This window comes from Fictibacillus gelatini DSM 15865 (assembly GCF_000430745.1).
Classification (GTDB): Bacteria; Bacillota; Bacilli; order Bacillales; family Fictibacillaceae; genus Fictibacillus_A; species Fictibacillus_A gelatini.
In genome coordinates, this window is sequence record NZ_AUMP01000016.1 from 85,186 (window position 1) to 103,450 (window position 18,265).

General features: G+C 41.2%; 15 protein-coding genes. 3 read left to right on the plus strand and 12 right to left on the minus strand.

Going from position 1 to position 18,265, the window contains the following annotated elements; all coding sequences use genetic code 11:
- Positions 1-20: 20 nt before the first annotated feature.
- From H538_RS0111465 to H538_RS0111510, 10 genes are all read right to left on the minus strand, one after another.
- Positions 21-683 carry a 3-oxoacid CoA-transferase subunit B gene (locus tag H538_RS0111465; protein WP_026677724.1) on the minus strand — a complete coding sequence of 221 codons (663 nt, stop codon included), beginning with the start codon at positions 681-683 and terminating at the stop codon, positions 21-23.
- Positions 650-1,366, minus strand: coding sequence for a CoA transferase subunit A (locus H538_RS0111470; RefSeq protein ID WP_026677725.1), 717 nt, complete (start codon positions 1,364-1,366; stop codon positions 650-652). The genes H538_RS0111465 and H538_RS0111470 overlap by 34 nt, the downstream gene beginning before the upstream one ends.
- Positions 1,367-1,390: 24 nt before the next feature.
- Positions 1,391-2,764, minus strand: coding sequence for an aspartate aminotransferase family protein (locus H538_RS0111475; protein ID WP_026677726.1), 1,374 nt, complete (start codon positions 2,762-2,764; stop codon positions 1,391-1,393).
- 48 nt (positions 2,765-2,812) lie between these two features.
- On the minus strand, positions 2,813-3,088 hold the full coding sequence (locus H538_RS0111480) for a YokU family protein (protein WP_026677727.1): 276 nt from the start codon (positions 3,086-3,088) through the stop codon (positions 2,813-2,815).
- 10 nt (positions 3,089-3,098) lie between these two features.
- Positions 3,099-4,511, minus strand: coding sequence for a lysine 2,3-aminomutase (kamA, locus tag H538_RS0111485; RefSeq protein WP_407636387.1), 1,413 nt, complete (start codon positions 4,509-4,511; stop codon positions 3,099-3,101).
- Positions 4,512-4,677: 166 nt separating this feature from the next.
- Entirely contained in the window at positions 4,678-6,075 is a 1,398-nt protein-coding gene (locus H538_RS0111490; RefSeq protein ID WP_026677729.1) for a sigma-54 interaction domain-containing protein, read from the minus strand.
- A 67-nt stretch (positions 6,076-6,142) separates the two neighbouring features.
- On the minus strand, positions 6,143-7,000 hold the full coding sequence (ablB, locus tag H538_RS0111495) for a putative beta-lysine N-acetyltransferase (protein ID WP_026677730.1): 858 nt from the start codon (positions 6,998-7,000) through the stop codon (positions 6,143-6,145).
- A gap of 103 nt (positions 7,001-7,103) precedes the next feature.
- Positions 7,104-7,700, minus strand: a complete 597-nt coding sequence (locus tag H538_RS0111500) for a trimeric intracellular cation channel family protein (RefSeq protein ID WP_026677731.1) — start codon at positions 7,698-7,700, stop codon at positions 7,104-7,106.
- Positions 7,701-7,781: 81 nt separating this feature from the next.
- Positions 7,782-8,627 carry a PHP domain-containing protein gene (locus H538_RS0111505; RefSeq protein WP_035350647.1) on the minus strand — a complete coding sequence of 282 codons (846 nt, stop codon included), beginning with the start codon at positions 8,625-8,627 and terminating at the stop codon, positions 7,782-7,784.
- Between the two features lie 37 nt (positions 8,628-8,664).
- Complete coding sequence (locus H538_RS0111510; RefSeq protein WP_026677733.1) at positions 8,665-9,507, minus strand: sulfurtransferase; 843 nt, start codon at positions 9,505-9,507, stop codon at positions 8,665-8,667.
- A 166-nt stretch (positions 9,508-9,673) separates the two neighbouring features.
- On the opposite strand from H538_RS0111510, the gene zwf reads away from it, so the two are divergent.
- The gene (gene zwf, locus H538_RS0111515) at positions 9,674-11,164 is read left to right on the plus strand and encodes a glucose-6-phosphate dehydrogenase (protein WP_026677734.1); all 1,491 of its coding nucleotides are present in this window, start codon (positions 9,674-9,676) and stop codon (positions 11,162-11,164) included.
- Positions 11,165-11,274: 110 nt separating this feature from the next.
- Here the strand turns inward: zwf and bcbE are convergent, their stop codons facing one another.
- Positions 11,275-12,519 (minus strand): bacillibactin exporter BcbE, encoded by a 1,245-nt coding sequence (gene bcbE / locus H538_RS0111520; protein ID WP_026677735.1) that lies wholly within the window; start codon positions 12,517-12,519, stop codon positions 11,275-11,277.
- 134 nt (positions 12,520-12,653) lie between these two features.
- Here bcbE and H538_RS0111525 point away from each other — a divergent pair, with 134 nt between their 5' ends.
- Both H538_RS0111525 and H538_RS0111530 read left to right on the plus strand, forming a co-directional pair.
- On the plus strand, positions 12,654-13,814 hold the full coding sequence (locus H538_RS0111525; RefSeq protein WP_026677736.1) for an aminotransferase A: 1,161 nt from the start codon (positions 12,654-12,656) through the stop codon (positions 13,812-13,814).
- Between the two features lie 139 nt (positions 13,815-13,953).
- Positions 13,954-14,487 carry a hypothetical protein gene (locus H538_RS0111530; RefSeq protein ID WP_026677737.1) on the plus strand — a complete coding sequence of 178 codons (534 nt, stop codon included), beginning with the start codon at positions 13,954-13,956 and terminating at the stop codon, positions 14,485-14,487.
- Between the two features lie 33 nt (positions 14,488-14,520).
- On the opposite strand, the gene H538_RS0111535 is transcribed toward H538_RS0111530, so the two are convergent.
- On the minus strand, positions 14,521-18,216 hold the full coding sequence (locus H538_RS0111535) for a dynamin family protein (protein WP_051291446.1): 3,696 nt from the start codon (positions 18,214-18,216) through the stop codon (positions 14,521-14,523).
- Between the last annotated feature and the right edge of the window lie 49 nt (positions 18,217-18,265).

Consider the following 18,265-nt stretch of genomic DNA (forward strand, 5'->3'; position numbering starts at 1 on the left):
CTCACCTCTTTTTATGTAAACTATTGAAACACCTTGATATTTTCAGAAATTGTCAATGGCGCTCCCGTTGAAGCGACCACTTCTTCTACGGTGTACGGATACATTACTTCCCGCAACATTAACTTACCATCCGCACAGTCAATGACCGCACGTTCGGTTATGATCATATGTGCGCCTTCTTTTACGGTTAACGGTAGTTTGCATTCTTTGACGATTTTCGGATTTCCTTCTTTATCCGTATGGTTCATCAATACAATGACTTTTTTTGCCTTTTGGGCAAGGTCAATGGCTCCGCCCATGCCAGGAACCCGCTTTCCGGGTACAATCCAATTGGCGATATCCCCTTTCTCACTCACTTCAAGCGCCCCAAGTATCGTGATATCAAGTAGCCCTCTACGAATAATGCCAAAGGCTGTGGCGCTGTCAAAATAGGAGGCCCCGGGAATGACTGTGACAGGATAGCCGCCGGCGTTTGAAAGGTTGCCATCTTCTTTTCCTTCTTCAGGCGATGGCCCCATGCCTAAAATTCCGTTTTCGGTATGAAGCATGACGCCAAGTTCAGAAGGAATAAAGTCAGCCACAAGCGTCGGAATGCCGATTCCTAAATTAACCGTCATTCCTTGGCCAATTTCAAGTGCCGCCCGGCGCGCTATTTGCTTTCTTGATTCAATTCCCAGACCCATTTCCAGTCTACCCCCTTGCTTTGAACAATGTAATCAACGTACACACCCGGCGTGATGACGCATTCGGGATCGAGACTACCCGCCGGAACAATTTCTTCTACTTCCGCAATGGTAATATTGCCTGCCATGGCTACAAGCGGATTCGTATTTCGAGCGCTTTTGTCATAGATTAAATTTCCATAAACATCGGCCTTTTGGGCATAAACAATTGAAACGTCTGCCGTTAATGAAGGTTCGATCATATATTCTTTTTCGGCGATGAAAACTTTTTCTTTCCCTTTTTCAACAACCGTTCCTAATCCTACATCGACTAATATTCCGCCTAGCCCCATGCCCCCTGCGCGCATCTTCTCGACAAGGGTTCCTTGAGGGACAAATTCAACTTCCAACTCTCCCGCTTGCATTTGTTTGCCCGCTTCCGGATTTGATCCAATATGAGAGGCAATTAACCGACTCACCCTTTTTTCCGTGATTAATTTGCCAGGTCCAATCCAGGGAAAGCCTGTATCATTGCTGATCATATGAATATCCTTAATTCCTTTTTCAAGAATGGCATTAATCAAGGTTGGCGGAGCCCCGACTCCGCCAAAACCGCCAATCATTAATGTCATCCCATCCCGAAAGTGTTTCATTGCTTCATCGATTGATATCTGTTTATTTAATGCCGATTGATTTCTCTCCAATTTAACCACCAGCCTGATTTAGAATTAACTTGAAGCCTTATGATGATGATATATTCCGGAATCGATCAATTGCTCCGTAAGTTCAATAATCGCTTCTTCCAAAATATCCAATATGTCTTTCACTTGCTCTTTTGTTATGACGAGCGGTGGAGAGAGAATGACGGAATCACCGCTAAATCCTGTTACTCCGGCAACTGCCGGGTAGATGATTAATCCCTTTTTAAAACAAAGCGAAATGAGTTTTTCTGTAATTCCGTCTGAAAGCTGAAACGGCTCTTTTGTAAAAGAATCTTTTACGAGTTCTAATCCGCATAACAATCCTTTTCCGCGTACATCTCCGACAATTGGATATTTCATAGCAAGTTTTTTTAATCCGTTAAGTAACAGCTCGCCTTGCTCTTGTGCATTTTGAACAAGATTATGGTGATCCATATATTGAAGTACAGCAAGGCATGTTGCGGCCGACAGCGGGTTCGCACTAAACGTGTGCCCGCTCATGACAACTTTTGAGCCGTTTTTTATGACGTTTATGATTCGTTCAGAGACAATGGTTGCGGCCATCGGTGTATAGCCGGAACTCAATCCTTTTCCGAGCGTAATGATATCGGGAACAATATCCCAATGGTCAACGGCAAACATTTTACCTGTCCTGCCCATGCCGGTCATTACTTCATCCGCAATGGTCAAAATATCATAGCGCTTACAAACTTCTATAATTTTTGCATGGTATTCATCCGGCGGAACAATCGCTCCTCCTGATGCGCCGATTACTGGTTCGAAAATAAACGCGGCAATATTTTCCGGCCCAATTCTCTGAATCGCTGCCTCGAGCTCATCGGCACACCTTACCCCGCAACCTGGATAACTTTCTTTTAACGGACATTGATAGCAATAAGGCGCGGGGGCAACCGGAAAATCCTCTAAAAGAGAAGTGAAACGGCTCCTTCTTAGCGGATGCCCCGACATTGACAGAGCTCCCAGGGTAATGCCATGATAACTTGTTCTTCTTGATAATACTTTTGTCTTTGTCGTGATTCCTTGCTCCTGAAAGTATTGAATCGCCACCTTTAGTGCCGTCTCTGTCGCCTCAGACCCACTGTTTACAAAAAACGTCCACTCAAGGTCCCCGGGAGCCCACTGGGCAAGTTTTTTTGCTAATTCTTCTGCGGCATCGCTTGTAAAATGGGAACGGTAAACGAAAGATACGTGTTTTGCCTGGTTATACATCGCTTCTGCTATTTCATCTACACCATGGCCGATATTGACCGTAATTGCACCGGATGACCCATCGATATATTGCTTTCCCTCGATATCATAAAGATAAATCCCTTTTCCATAACTGATTGTAGGATATTCTGCATCTAAAACTGGTTTAATGAGATGTGTTTTCTTCCTCATGCTGGGTCCCTCCCTTCTTAAATGATGAGTGGCTAAAGCACCCCTACATTAGTCAAATTTAAAGTAGTTTTTCTTTAGTAATCGCGGCTGGTTCATCAATTCATTAAATGTAATCGTTTGACTAAGGCTTTTCGTATCAATTAACATCAGTTGATCTTCAATTTGGTCAATAATTGTATCTGGTTGATATTCCATTCCGCACCCCTCGCAGGAAACGGAAGGAATATCATTGATTTCAATGGCACGGCTGCCATCCGGAAGTTCCCAATAACCGGTCTTCGTTGTTTCTTTTGCGCTATTTGACTCGCACCATTCACAAAACATGGATAACCTCCTACGCTTGTTTTTCAACTTCTTGTGATTCTTTTGCACGTTCAGCCTGATATTTTCTTTCCTTCATTTGATCACGTTTTTCGCGATTATCTTTTAACGTATGGTGCTCCGGATTTTCCGCGTAAGCTTTTCGGCGATCAAGCCGTTTTAGCCCTTCAGGAACGAGATTGAACTTTTCATCTTTCATCAATGCTGTAATGCCGATTGCTGGTTCTTGCTCTTTAATGTTCATCACTTCGTTAAAATAAGCGTCCGCCTGATGCGGCTTATAATTTTGCGGTTCTGGATAAGAGGTGATTACACCTTCAAAATTCCGTAATACAACTTTGTCAGGACTTTGTGAAATTAAATAGTTTGGCTGAAGCGCAATTTTTCCTCCGCCTCCAGGGGCATCAACGACAAATGTCGGTACGGCATAGCCGGAAGTATGGCCGCGAAGCGCTTCAATAATTTCAAGCCCTTTTGAAACCGGTGCTCTAAAGTGGCCGATACCCTCTGATAAGTCACATTGATAAATGTAGTAAGGGCGTACGCGAATTTTCACCAGGTCATGCATTAGTTTTTTCATAATATGGGTGCTATCGTTAATACCAGCAAGAATAACCGATTGGTTGCCCACAGGGACACCCGCATTTGCCAGCATTTCACACGCTTTCTTTGATTCTTCTGTAATTTCAATCGATGTATTAAAGTGTGTATTAAGCCAGACCGGATGATATTTCTTTAAAATATTGCATAAGTTTTCAGTTATCCGTTGCGGGAATACAACCGGTGCGCGGGTTCCAATTCGGATAATTTCAAGATGAGGAATCGCGCGCAGCTTCTTCAAAATGTACTCGAGAATATTGTCATTGATTAAAAGGCCATCACCGCCAGAAATCAAGCAATCTCTAACTTGCGGAGTATTGGCGATATACTCGATCGCAGCATCAAGTTGCTTTTTCGGTACGCCCATTCCAATTTGGCCGGAAAAGCGCCTTCTCGTACAATAACGGCAATACATTGAGCACTGGTTGGTTACTAAAAACAAGACGCGGTCCGGATAGCGATGGGTCAATCCTGGAACCGGTGAATCTTCGTCTTCATGAAGCGGATCTTCGAGATCATATTTCGTTTTTAAAATTTCTTTGCCGATCGGGACAGACTGCATACGGATTGGGCAGCGTGGATCATCTTTATCCATTAGCCATGCATAATAAGGCGTAATGTTAAGCGGAATCGTTTTTGTCGAAATTCGCACACCTTCTTCTTCTTCTGGCGTTAAATTGACAACCTTTTTTAAATCTTTCAATGTGCGAATGGTGTGAGTCAATTGCCATAACCAATCATTCCATTGTTCATCCGTAACATCTTTCCATAGTTCAATATCTTTCCAATGTCTTTTTGGCGTATATAATCCATTTACGATAGGCATGTGTAAAACCCTCCCTGTAATCTAAATATTTTTCATTTTTATTCTAATGCAAATTTTGTGCCAATATTGAAAAATCCCGCATCTTCTTGTTTTTACAGCATATGCACCAGTTTTGTTTTCGGGAAACAGTTAGAATGAAACAAAATAACCGCCGAAAATTCGGCGGTTATTTTGTTTTAATTTTATATTGTAAAGTTTGCCTTGGTATTTTTAATAGTTTTGCAGCCTGCTGAATATTGCCCCCGGTTTCTGATAGAGCTCTAGAAATGAGTTCATCCTCTTTTTCTCGCAGCACCTCCCTTAGTGGCCGAATCGGTGAAAAACTTTTTTTTCTTTTCGTTCCCTTGTTATCCCTTAAAATATGCCCCGGTATGTGCTCCATTTGGATCATTCCGTCTTTCTCTGCCATGTTCATGGCAAATTCAATGGCATGTTTCAGTTCCCTTATATTTCCGGGCCAGTGATAGCTGTCGAATAGCTCGAGAACTTCCTCGTCCACTCCCTCTATCGCTTTATGAAAACGAACATTGTACGTTTCGATAAAATGATCAATAAGAACGGGAAGATCTTCCTTGCGATCGCGCAATGGAGGAATCTCAAAATAAATAACGTTTAAACGGTAATATAAGTCCTGGCGCAATGTTTTATTCTCAATACAGCATTCAGGCTCTTCATTTAAAGCGGCAACGACCCTGACATCGATCAGTTTTCCTGTCGATGCGCCGACCCTCCGAACGACGCCTTCCTGCAAAACTCTTAACAATTTTGCCTGGATGTCGAGCGGCATGGAATTTAATTCATCAAGAAATAGGGTTCCCTCATTTGCTAGTTCAAACAAACCTGCACGATCAACCGCACCGGTAAAGCTCCCTTTCGTCGTACCGAATAGAATCCCTTCAAGCAATGTAGAAGGAATAGCCGCGCAGTTTTGTGCAATGAACGGCTTTGCCCGGCGCGGCGATGCATTGTGAATGCCCTGAACCAACAGCTCCTTCCCCGTTCCGGTTTCACCATACACAAGAATCGGGGAAGACGTCGAAGATACCTTTTGTGCCGTTTTCTTTAATTTCTCCATGTCATCATGAATAGTGATGATGTCATGAAGGTGAAAGTGCGCATCATTTTCTTTTTTCACCGATTTTCCGTCTTTTTGGGCCATCATCGCTTGCATATCTAATAGTTTTTCAGACAGCCGTTTAATTTGCGTATAATCTTTCGCAATTTCAATAGCCCCGATCAACTCGTCATCCACTTTAATCGGCAATGTCGTATTAACAGTATCGATTCGTTTTCCTTTACTATTTGTATACGATTGTTGCTGGTTGATGATCGGAATACCCGTTTGAATGACTTTTAAGAGCGTGCTCGTTTCTTTTGTTAATGAAGGAAATACGTCGAGTACATGAGACCCGAGAACGTCATTGACCGTTAATCCGTCATGGCTTGCCGCCACTTCATTGTAAAAAATCGTAATTCCATTTGAATCGACAACATGAATCCCTTCGTCGATCGTTTGCAAAATTGCCTTCAACATTGCATTTGTCTCGATTGATTCGTTGAACATGCCCCATCCCCTCTCCTGCTTCAACTAGTTGCCGAATTTTTGTCAGGCGATGCCGAATTTTGAGCACTTAGTTTTGAGATAGGTCATTTACCCATAGATTCATATCTTCCCATTTATCAAATATTTTGCAGTTCTTCGCCATTCTTCCAGTATATTCATAGCCTCTTTGATGAAAAACGGCATTCATGCCAAATGATAAGCTACGCGCTATCGAATATGCGCAAAAGATTTGCCGTTTTTTTAATTCCTCTTCCAGACTGGCAATCAATACTTTCATTAACCCAAATTTGCGATGTTCAGGAAGTGTCGCGCAGTCCGTCAATTCTGCATTGTGGTACGTATAGTTAATATCCGCCGAGGCAGCGCTTACAATTTGGCCGTTTGTTTCGACAATATAAAAGAGAGTGCCGTCATTCATCATTTTTTTTATATACGTTGAATCATTCATCGGAGTTGGGTAAATTTCAAAGACTTCTCCGTAAAGTTTAGCAAGACCGTCTGCATCTTTCGTTTCGGCTAGCCGCAAATGATAGTTTTCAGGCAATAGCGGCACATCTTTTTTTAACGGAAGTGCCGATACCTTTTCAAGAAGTTCGTCTTCATCCATCCAATATTCACTTTTTCTTCGTTCATTTGTAAAATATTTCGTCATCGCCACTGCGTGACTTCCGTTAAAATAATCTTTGAACAAAGCCTCGGGTTGATACCCATTTTTTAAAAATAATTGGACATGTTCCTGCCTTGCTTTAATGATGACTTTCGTAAACTGATGGGCGTTGACATACGATTTGATTTTTCCCAAAAGAGAAGGAATGTTTCCCCGATAATCGTCCACTCTCAGGCGCTCGTTAAAAAAATCGAGGCAAATTTCTGCGAAATAATCTTCTTGTTCTTCCTGTATATTTTTGTAAAAAGTCTCAATCATGTTTTCTCCTCCTTTTTTTGGCTGTAACATTTTCTATTTCAATTTAAGGAAATCATATTCCTTCTTGAAAAGAAAAAATGCCGCCTTTAAAGGTGGCATTTTTTCAAAGGGTACGCCGGGGCAATTTCCACTGGAATTTTACTGAAACCATCCGCAAAATGACGATAAGTCCAAATAGCACATAAAGCTCTGGTGCGGTATCAGCTACTTTGAGCCCGATAGCTACTCCTGCCACCATTGCCCATAACGCATATATTTCATCACGGAGCACGAGCGGCTTCCGTTTGGCAAGGACGTCGCGAATAATGCCTCCGCCGATTCCAGTCATCATGGCAGCAAAAATTGTGGCGCTTAAAGGAAGATGCATATTCGATGCAAAAATCGCTCCTTGAATAGCAAACGCTGAAAGCCCGATTGCATCAAAAAAATTGAGCCATCGCTTCGAATGATGAATGAGCCCCTTCGGCATTAAAAAAATAACAGCCATCGCGATTACTGCTGTTTTCAACAATAATCCCTGATCCCAGATGGTCGTAACGGGCACACCGATCAATATATTACGGACGATACCTCCGCCAAACGCCGTTACAAGCCCTAAAGTTAAAACGCCAAGTATATCATAATCCTCTTCCATCGCTACGAGCGCTCCACTGACCGCAAAAGCAATAGTGCCAATTATGTTTAAAACATCCCACGTCAACTCTTCCTCTTCCTCTCTACCTATAAGTCCGATTCGACATCCATTCATTTTAATCGGAAGAGAATAAGTTGACAAGTCCTTTTAAGGAGATTTGGCGAGTTCCTTTAATTTTAATACTGCTTCAAATGAAATGGTCCGATTGCCAATGTCCCCATGAAAAACAACCCCGTTTCGGATTCCGTGAAAATCGCTGCCCGCTGTAGGGAGCAACCGATAGTTGTCCGCCAGTTTTTTATAGTGTTCTTCCTGTTCATCGGAATGGTCTGAGTGATAAACTTCCAGGCCTTGAAGTCCCACGTTTACTAATTGGGGGATTAATTCATCTTCATCATATAATCCGGGATGGGCAAGAACCGGGACCCCTCCGGCCTTTATGATCATCTTTACTGCTTCCTCAGGAGAAATCCGCTTCGGTGTGGCATAAGCTAATTTTCCTTTGCCTAAATAAACGTCAAATGCTTCTTTTAATGAAGAAACAATTCCTTTTTCCATTAACACCTCCGCAATATGCGGCCGGCCGATGTTTCCTTCCTTTGCTTTACGTTTTTCCGCTACTTCATCCAATGTAATCGGAATGCCAAGCTTATTTAGTTTTTCAATGATCATATGATTTCGCTCGTTTCGGACATTCCGCAATTGGTCCAATTTCGATAAAAATGATTGATCTAAATGATTAATATAATACCCTAGAACATGAATGTCCTGGCCATTGTACAATGTGCTAATTTCAATGCCGGGTACACATTCGAACCCGGGATGCTTTTTTGCTTCAGCGAGAGCCTCCTCAATCCCGGATGCCGTATCGTGGTCGGTGATGGCAATTGCTTTTAAGCCTTTTTCCACGGCCATTTTCACGTTTTCACCCGGTGAATTCATGCCATCAGAGGCGGTTGTATGCGTATGTAAATCAGCTATTTCCATCGTCATTTCCTTTCTCTTTGTTCTTTTTTGGACAAATCATCAATTAATCGTTTTTTCCTTTTTCGATCTTGTTCTCGGGGTAGGATATCCAATCGCTCCAGCTTCCAACGTATAGTTTAGCTTGAATCCCTGCTTCATCCATGCCAAGGACATTGCTGCACGCTGTAACACCGGAACCACAATAGACAATGACTTCCTCCTTGTCTTTCAATGATGAATGAAGGCGGGAGAGTTCTTCGCTTGATTTCCAGTGATTTTCCTTCTCGAAATTGGATACCCAGGGGACGTTGACGGCCGCCGGGATATGGCCTGCCAGTTTATCAATCGGTTCAACTTCCCCTCTATACCGCTTTTCATCTCTTGAATCAACGATCACCCGCCTGTTACTCTTTTTATCCATCAGTCGCTTAACATCTTCCATAGAAGCGATCATGTCATGATTGATTTTTGCGGTAAAAACTGTTTTTTCATTTCTTGTTCGTTCTTTTGAAATTGGAAAACCACTTTTCTCCCACTCCGTAAACCCGCCCTGGAGAACGTATGCTTTTTCGTGCCCGACATATTTCAGCATCCACCAAAAGCGGGCGGCATTCGAGCCGTTATTGTCATCGTACATGACGACCGTTTTTGTCTCATCAATTCCCCACTCGCCAAGCTTTTTAATAAATTCATCCATGTCTGGCAATGGATGTCTTCCCCCGTGGGCGTGTTTTTTTCCGGAAAGATCTTGCTCAAGATCCACATAAATCGCTCCGGTGATATGTCCTGCTTCAAATTCATTACGTCCTTTAGCAGGGTCGGATAAATCAAAACGGCAATCACAGATGATCAATTCGTTTTCATTTAGATGTTCGATCAGCCACTCTTTAGAAACAACATTTTTCAAATGAACCTCGCCCCTTTTTTTGAAAATTTATATTTTTGTTCTCATTCTATCATGTGGCGCAAGATATGGTACAATTTTTGTCGGATGTAGTGTATCCCGATAAATGGATTCATGTTCGGGAAGACTGAAAAGTAAATGTGAGTCTAGAAAAAGTGAGGAATAACAGATGAACCATGAAATACCGAGAGCATGCATGATTCTTTTTGGAGCGACAGGCGACCTTTCCCATCGAAAATTATATCCGGCGCTGTTTCAATTGTATCAAAAGGGAAAGTTGAATGATAACTTCGGCGTCATTGGAGTAGGAAGAAGAAAAATGGACCACGATGAATTCCGTTCCCGAGTCAAAGACGCGATTTTCTCTTTTGTAAACAAGATTGATGAAAAAAAATTCGAATCATTCGTCAGCCATTTTTATTTTCTTTCCATGGATGTAACAAGTGCAAAAAGCTATGAGGAGCTTAAACAGCTTGCAGATGAATTAGACGAAAACTATCATTTAAATGGCAACCGAATGTATTATTTAGCGATGGCGCCAGAGTTTTTCCAAACGATTCCAACGATGCTGAAATCTTCAGGCATCACAGATACAAATGGTTGGCATCGTCTCGTAATTGAAAAACCGTTCGGCCATGACCTGGAGTCCGCAAAATCATTAAATGAAGAAATACAAAAAAGCTTTCCTGAAGATAGCATTTTCCGGATTGACCATTATTTAGGAAAAGAGATGATTCAAAATATCCAGGTGATTCGCTTCGGTAATGCAATATTCGAATCAATATGGAACAATAAATACATTTCTTCTGTCCAAATTACGTCCAGTGAAACGCTTGGTGTCGAGGAACGCGCCGCTTACTATGAAAAATCGGGCGCCCTTCTTGATATGGTTCAAAATCATATGTTGCAAATGGTCATGATGGTAGCGATGGAACCGCCGGGTGAATTAAATACAAAACATATCCGTGATGAAAAGGTGAAAGTATTGCGCTCCCTTCGTTTTTATAAAGGCGATGAGGTTAAAACGCATTTCATTCGCGGCCAATATACGGAAGGTACAGTCAATGGAAAACAAGTCCCCGGCTACTTAGAAGAAGACAATGTCGATCCTTCGTCTACGACGGAAACGTTTGTCGCAGCTAAATTGTATATTGATAACTTTAGATGGGCAGGGGTTCCGTTCTATATCCGAACCGGAAAACGAATGAAATGTAAATCAACGGAAATCGTCATTCAATTTAAAAACGGCCCGATGGCGCTTTATCACGAAAATGTCGGCAACTACCAGCCGAACCTATTAAAAATTCATATTCAACCTGATGAAGGGTTAAGCTTAACATTAAATGCAAAAGGCGGAAACGAAGTTCCCACCCTCCTGCCGATTGCAATGAAATATTCCAATACGAGCGAAAACGAGATCAATAGTCCTGAAGCTTACGAAAAACTGTTAAACGATTGTTTGCTGGGCAACTCCACTTATTTTACGCGCTGGGATGAAGTCGCATTAGCATGGGAGTTTATCGATGGCATTTCAAGCGCCTGGAAAAATGAAAAAGGGTCAGCTGTTTATCCTTACCCGGCTGGTTCCATGGGGCCAAAAGAAGCGGATGAATTGCTTCAAAAAGACGGCCATAAATGGTGGGAGCCAACTACGGTTTAACAAAAAGTTTATAGCCATATTGTCTTAGGCGAAATATGATTGTTCGGAATCGGTGACATACAATCATTTTCAATATGAAAAGCGGCTACTTTTACAAATAGCCGCTTTTTTTATCGAATGATAGGCTGAAGTCGTTCTTTTCTCGAATTTCCTTCTCCCTGGTCAGATTTTTCAGGTTTTATCGCAAATAGAACAAAAAGCGCTCCAATCACTCCAAAACATGCTGTCGTATAAAAAATAAACGCATCATCCGATTTCATAATAATGGCATAAATAGGCGGACCTAACGCCACTCCGACAAAACGCATGGAACTGTAAAGAGAGGTAATCGTGCCTCTTTCTTCTTTATCAATGCCTTCCGTAATTAAAGCGTCAAGGCAAGGGAGAGCCACCCCGATCCCAATTCCGCTGACAAACAATGCGCCGAGAAGGAAATATAGCCCTCCAATAAACGGAATGCTTAACGTGGAGACGACAAGAAGCAAAATTCCGAAAAATGTCGTCCATTTCATTACCTTCTTGCTCTCCCCTATTTTTTTACCTGCAATATACGAACAAATCGACAACGCCAGTAAAGGAACCGCTAAAACGAACCCTTTTTTTATCCCTTTAATAAAATACTGATCTTCAAGAATTGTTGATAAATAAAAGAGAACCCCAAATAAAACGAACATAATAATTCCACCAACAATAAAAATCGCAAATAGCCACCTGCCATTCGATTTAAATGTCCCTTTTAAATTTTTCAAAAACCGCTGAAACGACATCACTTCTTCTTTTTTCTCTGGTGATTTAACGAAACATGCGACAAGAATTAAGGAAACGAGACAAAACACAGGAATAAACCAAAAAGGCAAATACCAGGCGAAGGCGGCTAAAAACGCGCCGACGATCGGACTAAGCACTTTCCCAAACGTATTGGCCGTTTCAATAATTCCTAAACTTGAACTTACTTCTTTCTCAGATTGAAAAAGATCACCAACGAGCGGAAGCACAACCGGAAATGCTCCGGATGAACCGACTCCCTGCAAAAGCCGGCCAACTAAAATAAACCAGTATGGCTTAGATAGAGCTATTGCCGCCCAGCCTGAGACCAATCCCCCCACACCGGCAATCAATAAACCCGGAAGAATGACTTTTTTCCTTCCGAACCGATCAGAAAGATAACCCGCAACCGGAATTAAGAGAATCGCTACAACGGAATAGACGGTAATAATAATAGACACTTGAAGCGGTGAAATCTTCAATTCCTTTTCAATCACCGGCAATACCGGGATAAGCATCGAGTTGCCAAGAGTCATCACTAGAGGAATAGAAGCAATCGCAAGCAAATCTAACTTATTTTTGGCGTTCATAAAATCCTCCGTACAAATATGACATCTTTTTTAGTATGATTAATTTAATGCAATCCATTCAAATAATTGACGAAAAAGTCGATGTAAAGCTAAACTATGAACATTATCATAAGGAAGAGAAAGGACTTATAATTATGGAGCATTTGTTAAATCCATCTGTTCGAAACATTCAGCTTTCCGGCATCCGTACGTTTTTCAATACGGTTAGCCAATATGAAGATGCCATTTCATTAACGCTCGGGCTGCCTGATTTTCCTACACCGGATCATATTAAATCCGCCGCGAAAAAAGGGATTGATGCCAATAAAACCGTTTATTCTCACAATGCAGGGTATTTTGAATTAAGAGAAGCGGCTTGTCATTTTTTAAAAGAAAAATATCAGCTATCTTATAACCCTGAAGATGAAGTGATCGTCACAAGCGGCGCGAGCGAAGCGATTGATGTTACGTTAAGAACGATTTTGCGGGAAGGAGATGAAGTCATTCTTCCCGCTCCAGTTTATCCTGGATATGCACCCGTCATTACAATGTGCAAAGCAACTCCTGTATTTGTCGACACAAGGGAACACGGTTTTAAATTAACCAAAAAATTAATGGAGGAACATGTTACGGAAAAAACGCGTTGTATCCTTCTTCCTTACCCTTCCAATCCTACGGGCTGTACGTTAAGCAAGTCGGATTTACAGGAAATGGCGGATTATTTGAGTGATAAAGATCTTTTTATTATCGCAGATGAAATCTACAGCGAACTGACATATGATGAAAAACATACGTCGATCGCTTCATTTCCGGGAATGAAAGAGAAAACGGTCGTCATTAATGGACTTTCTAAATCTCATGCGATGACGGGATGGCGAATCGGCTTTATTTTCGCACCGTCTTATTTATGTAAACATCTCATTAAAGTTCATCAATATAATGTTTCTTGCGCCTCTACCATTTCGCAAGTCGCAGCAATCGAAGCGCTGACAAACGGGATGGATGATGCTTTGCCAATGAGAGAAGAATATAAAAAACGATTAACTTATACGTTTAGCCGGCTACAGGAAATGGGTCTCCCAACAACAAAGCCGGACGGGGCATTTTATATTTTCCCGAATATTTCTCGTTTTGGCCTTAGCTCGCTTAACTTTGCCACAAAGTTGCTTGAGGAACATCGTATCGCTGTGGTGCCCGGGAGCGCATTTTCCGAATACGGAGAAGGATATATTCGCATCTCTTATGCAGCTTCGATGCCGCTATTGGAAAAAGGGATGGACAAACTTGAAACTTTTATACGCTCTCTTGAATCGTAGGCAGCCCTTTTCCGGGCTGCTTTTTCATATTTCCCACAATTCAAAAGAACTTAATTGTTTACAAAATGGGAAAAAGATATTAAACTTAGAAAGGTTCGGGAAATTCTTCCGAAAAATATAAATATAGGAGGGTCAACAAATGAAAAAGCTATTTGGTATTGCTGCCAGCTTGCTATTAGCATTTAGCATCGTCGGCTGCAGCAATAAAGATACTGCCGAAAAGAACGATAATGAACCGAAGAAAGTGGCGAAAACTGACAATGCTGTAAAAGAAAAAACAGAGGTTCTAAACTTTGAAGGGGATTTGTCGAATAAACTTAGAACATGGCATGCCCCTTACAATGCTTACATAGCGGCTCAAGATCCGGAAAAGAAAACGCCTAAAAAAGATCTTGAGAAAGCGAAAACTGATGCGAAAGCTTCTTTAGAAAAAGCCGTATCTGAAATTCCTAACATTACGGTTCCTGCGACATTGCCAAAAGACGATCAGGACAATATTAAAGCAGCACTGGAAGATTTGAAAAAATCTTATGAAGCTCGCGCCGCCTCTCTTAATGATGAGAAAAAAGGGGCTGAAGCTGATAAACTATTCAAATCATTCAACGACAAATTAAATAAAGTTCATGAAAAACTTAAATTAGTGCCCGCTGACTTATCAAAAGAAATATCGTAAATAAAAGACCACCGCTTCCGCGGTGGTTTTTTATTATTCAATCGACTCTATTTTCCTCTGGCATTCCCGTAATTGTTCTAAAGCTGTTGGATCGTTTAACGCAAGAAGCAAGCCTTTAATATAAGCAGATAGCCGCTCATTGATTTCCCCCAATTGCGTTTCACATTCCGTTTGAAAGCAACTTCCGTAATAGCGGTTAAACTCCTCTGTCGACTTTAGGATAAAACGTTGACAAGGTTCATCAAACATATCTTTTGCCGACTCCATCATTTTGCTCTTCCCATTTTCTTCAAAAAATTGTCGCGCATTTTTAAAGAATTTAAAAAGAGCTGCACTTTTTGAAGCCTCTAAATGCTCAAGATTGAGCGATAATTCCGGTGTCTGAATGGTTACATCTATTTCTGTAAAGATTGATTCCGGCAATTCATTTTTTACAAATTCGTTTTTAAGCTCTTGCAAAATTTCCTTCAAGAGCTTGCTAATATAATTTTCAACCCTTAACATGGTGGCCCTTGATTCCTGCAACAAATCAAATTCTAATCTTTCATGCAATTCCTTTAGGCAGGAAGGCAATGCCATCTTTTGCTCCTTTACCGTGCCTGTTAGCACTGCAGGATTAAACGATTCATTAAAAAACTCATTAAACCTGAGGAACACTCTTTGTTTTACATAAAATAACAATTCCTTTATTTCTTTTTCAAGCCGCTGATTGTATTCAGCTTGATCAAGCTGTTTCGTAATTTCAAATCCTTTATTCAACTGTTGATCTAAGTGCAGTGCTTTTGCTTCTCGACTTTCTTTATCTAAAGCCGCCTGTCCGATAAAATGATCGAGAATAGTTTTAACTTGTTCAACTTGCCGCTTTGCCTTCGATACTAGCATATTTGACAAATCGTCCTGGATAAATGTTGTAAACCTGTTATAGAACGGCGTAAAGCCCGATTGGATTAAAACTTGTTCTTGTTCCGCGCTTCCTGCCCACTCTTGCAATCGTCTTTTCTCGTCGTCCGTTAATTGTGAACGATCTTTTTGTCCGAGAATAGCATATCTGCTCGAAACAGGAAATAACCGGGGGTTTCGAATGCCGAACTGTTGTAAATTTTGTTGAACATGCAGAACAACGTCATTTAATTCTTCCTCATCGCTCGCCAGATCCGCCGCATTAATTAAAAAGAACATTTTATCGAGTTCAAATGCATCTTTGACCCTTCCGAGCTGAATTAAAAATTCGCGGTCAGCGCTTGAGAAAGCGTGGTTATAATAGGTTACATAAAGAATGACATCTGAGTTTTTAATATATTCGAATGCGACATTTGTATGGCGGGCATTTATTGAATCCGCTCCAGGCGTATCAACAAGTGTCACTCCTAAATTTGTCAGCGGGGAATCAATATAAATTGTAATATGATCTGCAAAACATGCTTTCTCTTCCGTTGCGACAAATTCTTTAAATTGTTCGATCGATACTTTTAGTTGTTTCCCAAGTTGATTCTCTATTTTCTGAAAGCCGCTATTAACCGCCCTTAAAAATTGGATGTGCGGTTTTGTCTTTTCATTGCCGTCCAATTGAGATAAGCTACCTGCCATCTTCACGGCATCCTTCATGTTTTCAGCCTGTATTCCAAAATGTGAAAGAGATTGGTTAATTTCTGAAAGCAGGCTATCTTCGCTTTTCAGAACGACAAAAACGGTTCCATGCGGTATTTCATTTGTTGCCGGTTTGATTTGATTGATCGTTGCCGTCGTTGGATTTGGAGAAACAGGAAGCAAATCATCACCCAAAAGTGCGTTTGCAAAAGATGATTTCCCTGCAGAAAATGCGCCAAATAACGATACTGTAAATTCTCGGCTCTCTATCCTTTCAGCAAATCGTTCCATATCGGCTGCGGAATTTTCCAGACCGCTTACGCTTCTGATGATGTCCGATACTTGTTTTAGCCTTGCCGCGGTTGAAGCTAATTCGCCTTTTGTGAACCGCGACGATTGTCTTTCTTGCTGATTGTGTGTTCCCTCTGTTAACTCTGTTTCTATAATCGGATTCATCAAGTTTTCGATTTCGCGCGCATCTAAGGAACGATTATGCCGGGCTCTTGCCGCTTCCGTTTCCTCAATCATTGCCTCCGGAATGTGTTCCGCCGTCAATAAACGGTTTAATTCCTCCTCCGTTTCTTCCAGCTGTTCTTTAACGCTTTCATATGTTTCGTAGGCTTCTATTTTTTGAGCCAATTGAACAAGTTCTTGTTCAACTTCCGCAAGCTTTGTCTCACCTTTTGCTCGAATAGAATTTTCGATTTCAGCGAGAATCGATTGGAGCTCTTTAAACGCCAGCCTTTTAATCTCATTTGCGACATCATTACCATATTGAAGGACGTACTCTCCATTTAATGAGGCACCCGGTTTAATTAATTTAGCTAGATCGTCTTTTGTCAAAGGAATGGTTACCTCCTTAAAAGGAGGATGGTCGTACGTTTTGCAAAACGCAGTTAAATAGTCATTTAAATGCCACTCTATTTGCGTTTCGATATTTTCTTTCACACTTTTAAATAACGCTTCTAGCCGTTTGTCCCTTTCTTCTTCCGTCTTTTTGGAAGAAAAAAGGAAACCTATTTTAAATCCGTTTTGTCTGCTTTCAATATAGTTTCTCGCCAGGTCTCTCGTATGGAACGGCATTAAAATGGCGTTCTCTACAATTTTTTTCGCCTCGTTTTTATAGTCAGCCCATTCTTCTTCTACGCGTTTTTCATGCGTTTCCTTGTCATGAAGCAATCTTTCGTACTCATTTCTCGTGTCCTCGCTATTTTCCCGTTCCTCTTCAATTAACTGAAACTGTTCATTAAAATTATCTTCAAAATGAGAAGTGAGCGTTTGGACATGTTTTTGAATGAGCCTTTTCGTTTCATTGATCGTGCTTTGTATAAGCGTTTGATCCTTCTCTAAATAAAACTTTTCGATTAACGTTCGAATATCTTTCAACTGGCTATATGGGTGGTCGGGTTTAAGGACGGACGTGTAAAAGATCTTTTCCGGCTCAATCCCCCAGCTTTTAAAACCAGCCTCGACTTTAGTTTGAAATTCTTTAAAGTCAAGTTCTTTTTCGTTGTGCTTATCGATCTGGTTAACGATTAAATACAGCTTCTTCCCTTGTTCTTTCAAAAGCCTTACAAATGTAAAATTCAGTTGTGAAAGAACATGGTTATAATCCATGACATAAAAAACAACATCGCCTAAATGAAGGGCAGACTCTGTTGCCACACGGTGGGCATCATCTGTTGAATCAATGCCCGGTGTATCAAAAATCGCAATCTTATCAGGCAAAATGTTTTTCTCCAAATGAATAGTAACTTCTTGTACATCAAGCCCATTTTTGCAAAGCTCTTTAATTTGCCCCATGTCAATTGGCGGAGGAAGGTGAATCGTGCCTCTATCCCTCACACGAATGTCTGCCCCGCCACTGCCTTCTTGGAGCCGTACAAGATTGGCACTTGTCGGAATTGGGCTTGAAGGCAAAATATTGTTTTGCACAATCGCATTGATCATGCTTGATTTTCCAGCTGAAAAATGGCCGCAAAAAGCGATCGTAAGTTGCATCTGTTTCACTTTTTCATATAATTGCAACACTTCTAAAGCACTTTCTTCATCTTCTGTTTCTGCGATTTTTACATAAATCGCTGCAAGTGATTCTGCTAAAGCTTGAATTTTTTTCTCTTCATTGAATGATGTCTTCCGCATAACTATCCCCATCTACTTGTATTCTATCTTTTTACTTTACCATATTTAT

Coding starts and splice junctions, on each gene's coding strand:
- H538_RS0111465 (WP_026677724.1), bottom strand. CDS start 683: ATGGGTCTGGGAATTGAATCAAGAAAGCAAATAGCGCGCCGGGCGGCA.
- H538_RS0111475 (WP_026677726.1), bottom strand. CDS start 2,764: ATGAGGAAGAAAACACATCTCATTAAACCAGTTTTAGATGCAGAATAT.
- H538_RS0111480 (WP_026677727.1), bottom strand. CDS start 3,088: ATGTTTTGTGAATGGTGCGAGTCAAATAGCGCAAAAGAAACAACGAAG.
- kamA (WP_407636387.1), bottom strand. CDS start 4,511: ATGCCTATCGTAAATGGATTATATACGCCAAAAAGACATTGGAAAGAT.
- H538_RS0111490 (WP_026677729.1), bottom strand. CDS start 6,075: ATGTTCAACGAATCAATCGAGACAAATGCAATGTTGAAGGCAATTTTG.
- ablB (WP_026677730.1), bottom strand. CDS start 7,000: ATGATTGAGACTTTTTACAAAAATATACAGGAAGAACAAGAAGATTAT.
- H538_RS0111505 (WP_035350647.1), bottom strand. CDS start 8,627: ATGACGATGGAAATAGCTGATTTACATACGCATACAACCGCCTCTGAT.
- zwf (WP_026677734.1), top strand. CDS start 9,674: ATGAACCATGAAATACCGAGAGCATGCATGATTCTTTTTGGAGCGACA.
- bcbE (WP_026677735.1), bottom strand. CDS start 12,519: ATGAACGCCAAAAATAAGTTAGATTTGCTTGCGATTGCTTCTATTCCT.
- H538_RS0111525 (WP_026677736.1), top strand. CDS start 12,654: ATGGAGCATTTGTTAAATCCATCTGTTCGAAACATTCAGCTTTCCGGC.
- H538_RS0111530 (WP_026677737.1), top strand. CDS start 13,954: ATGAAAAAGCTATTTGGTATTGCTGCCAGCTTGCTATTAGCATTTAGC.
- H538_RS0111535 (WP_051291446.1), bottom strand. CDS start 18,216: ATGCGGAAGACATCATTCAATGAAGAGAAAAAAATTCAAGCTTTAGCA.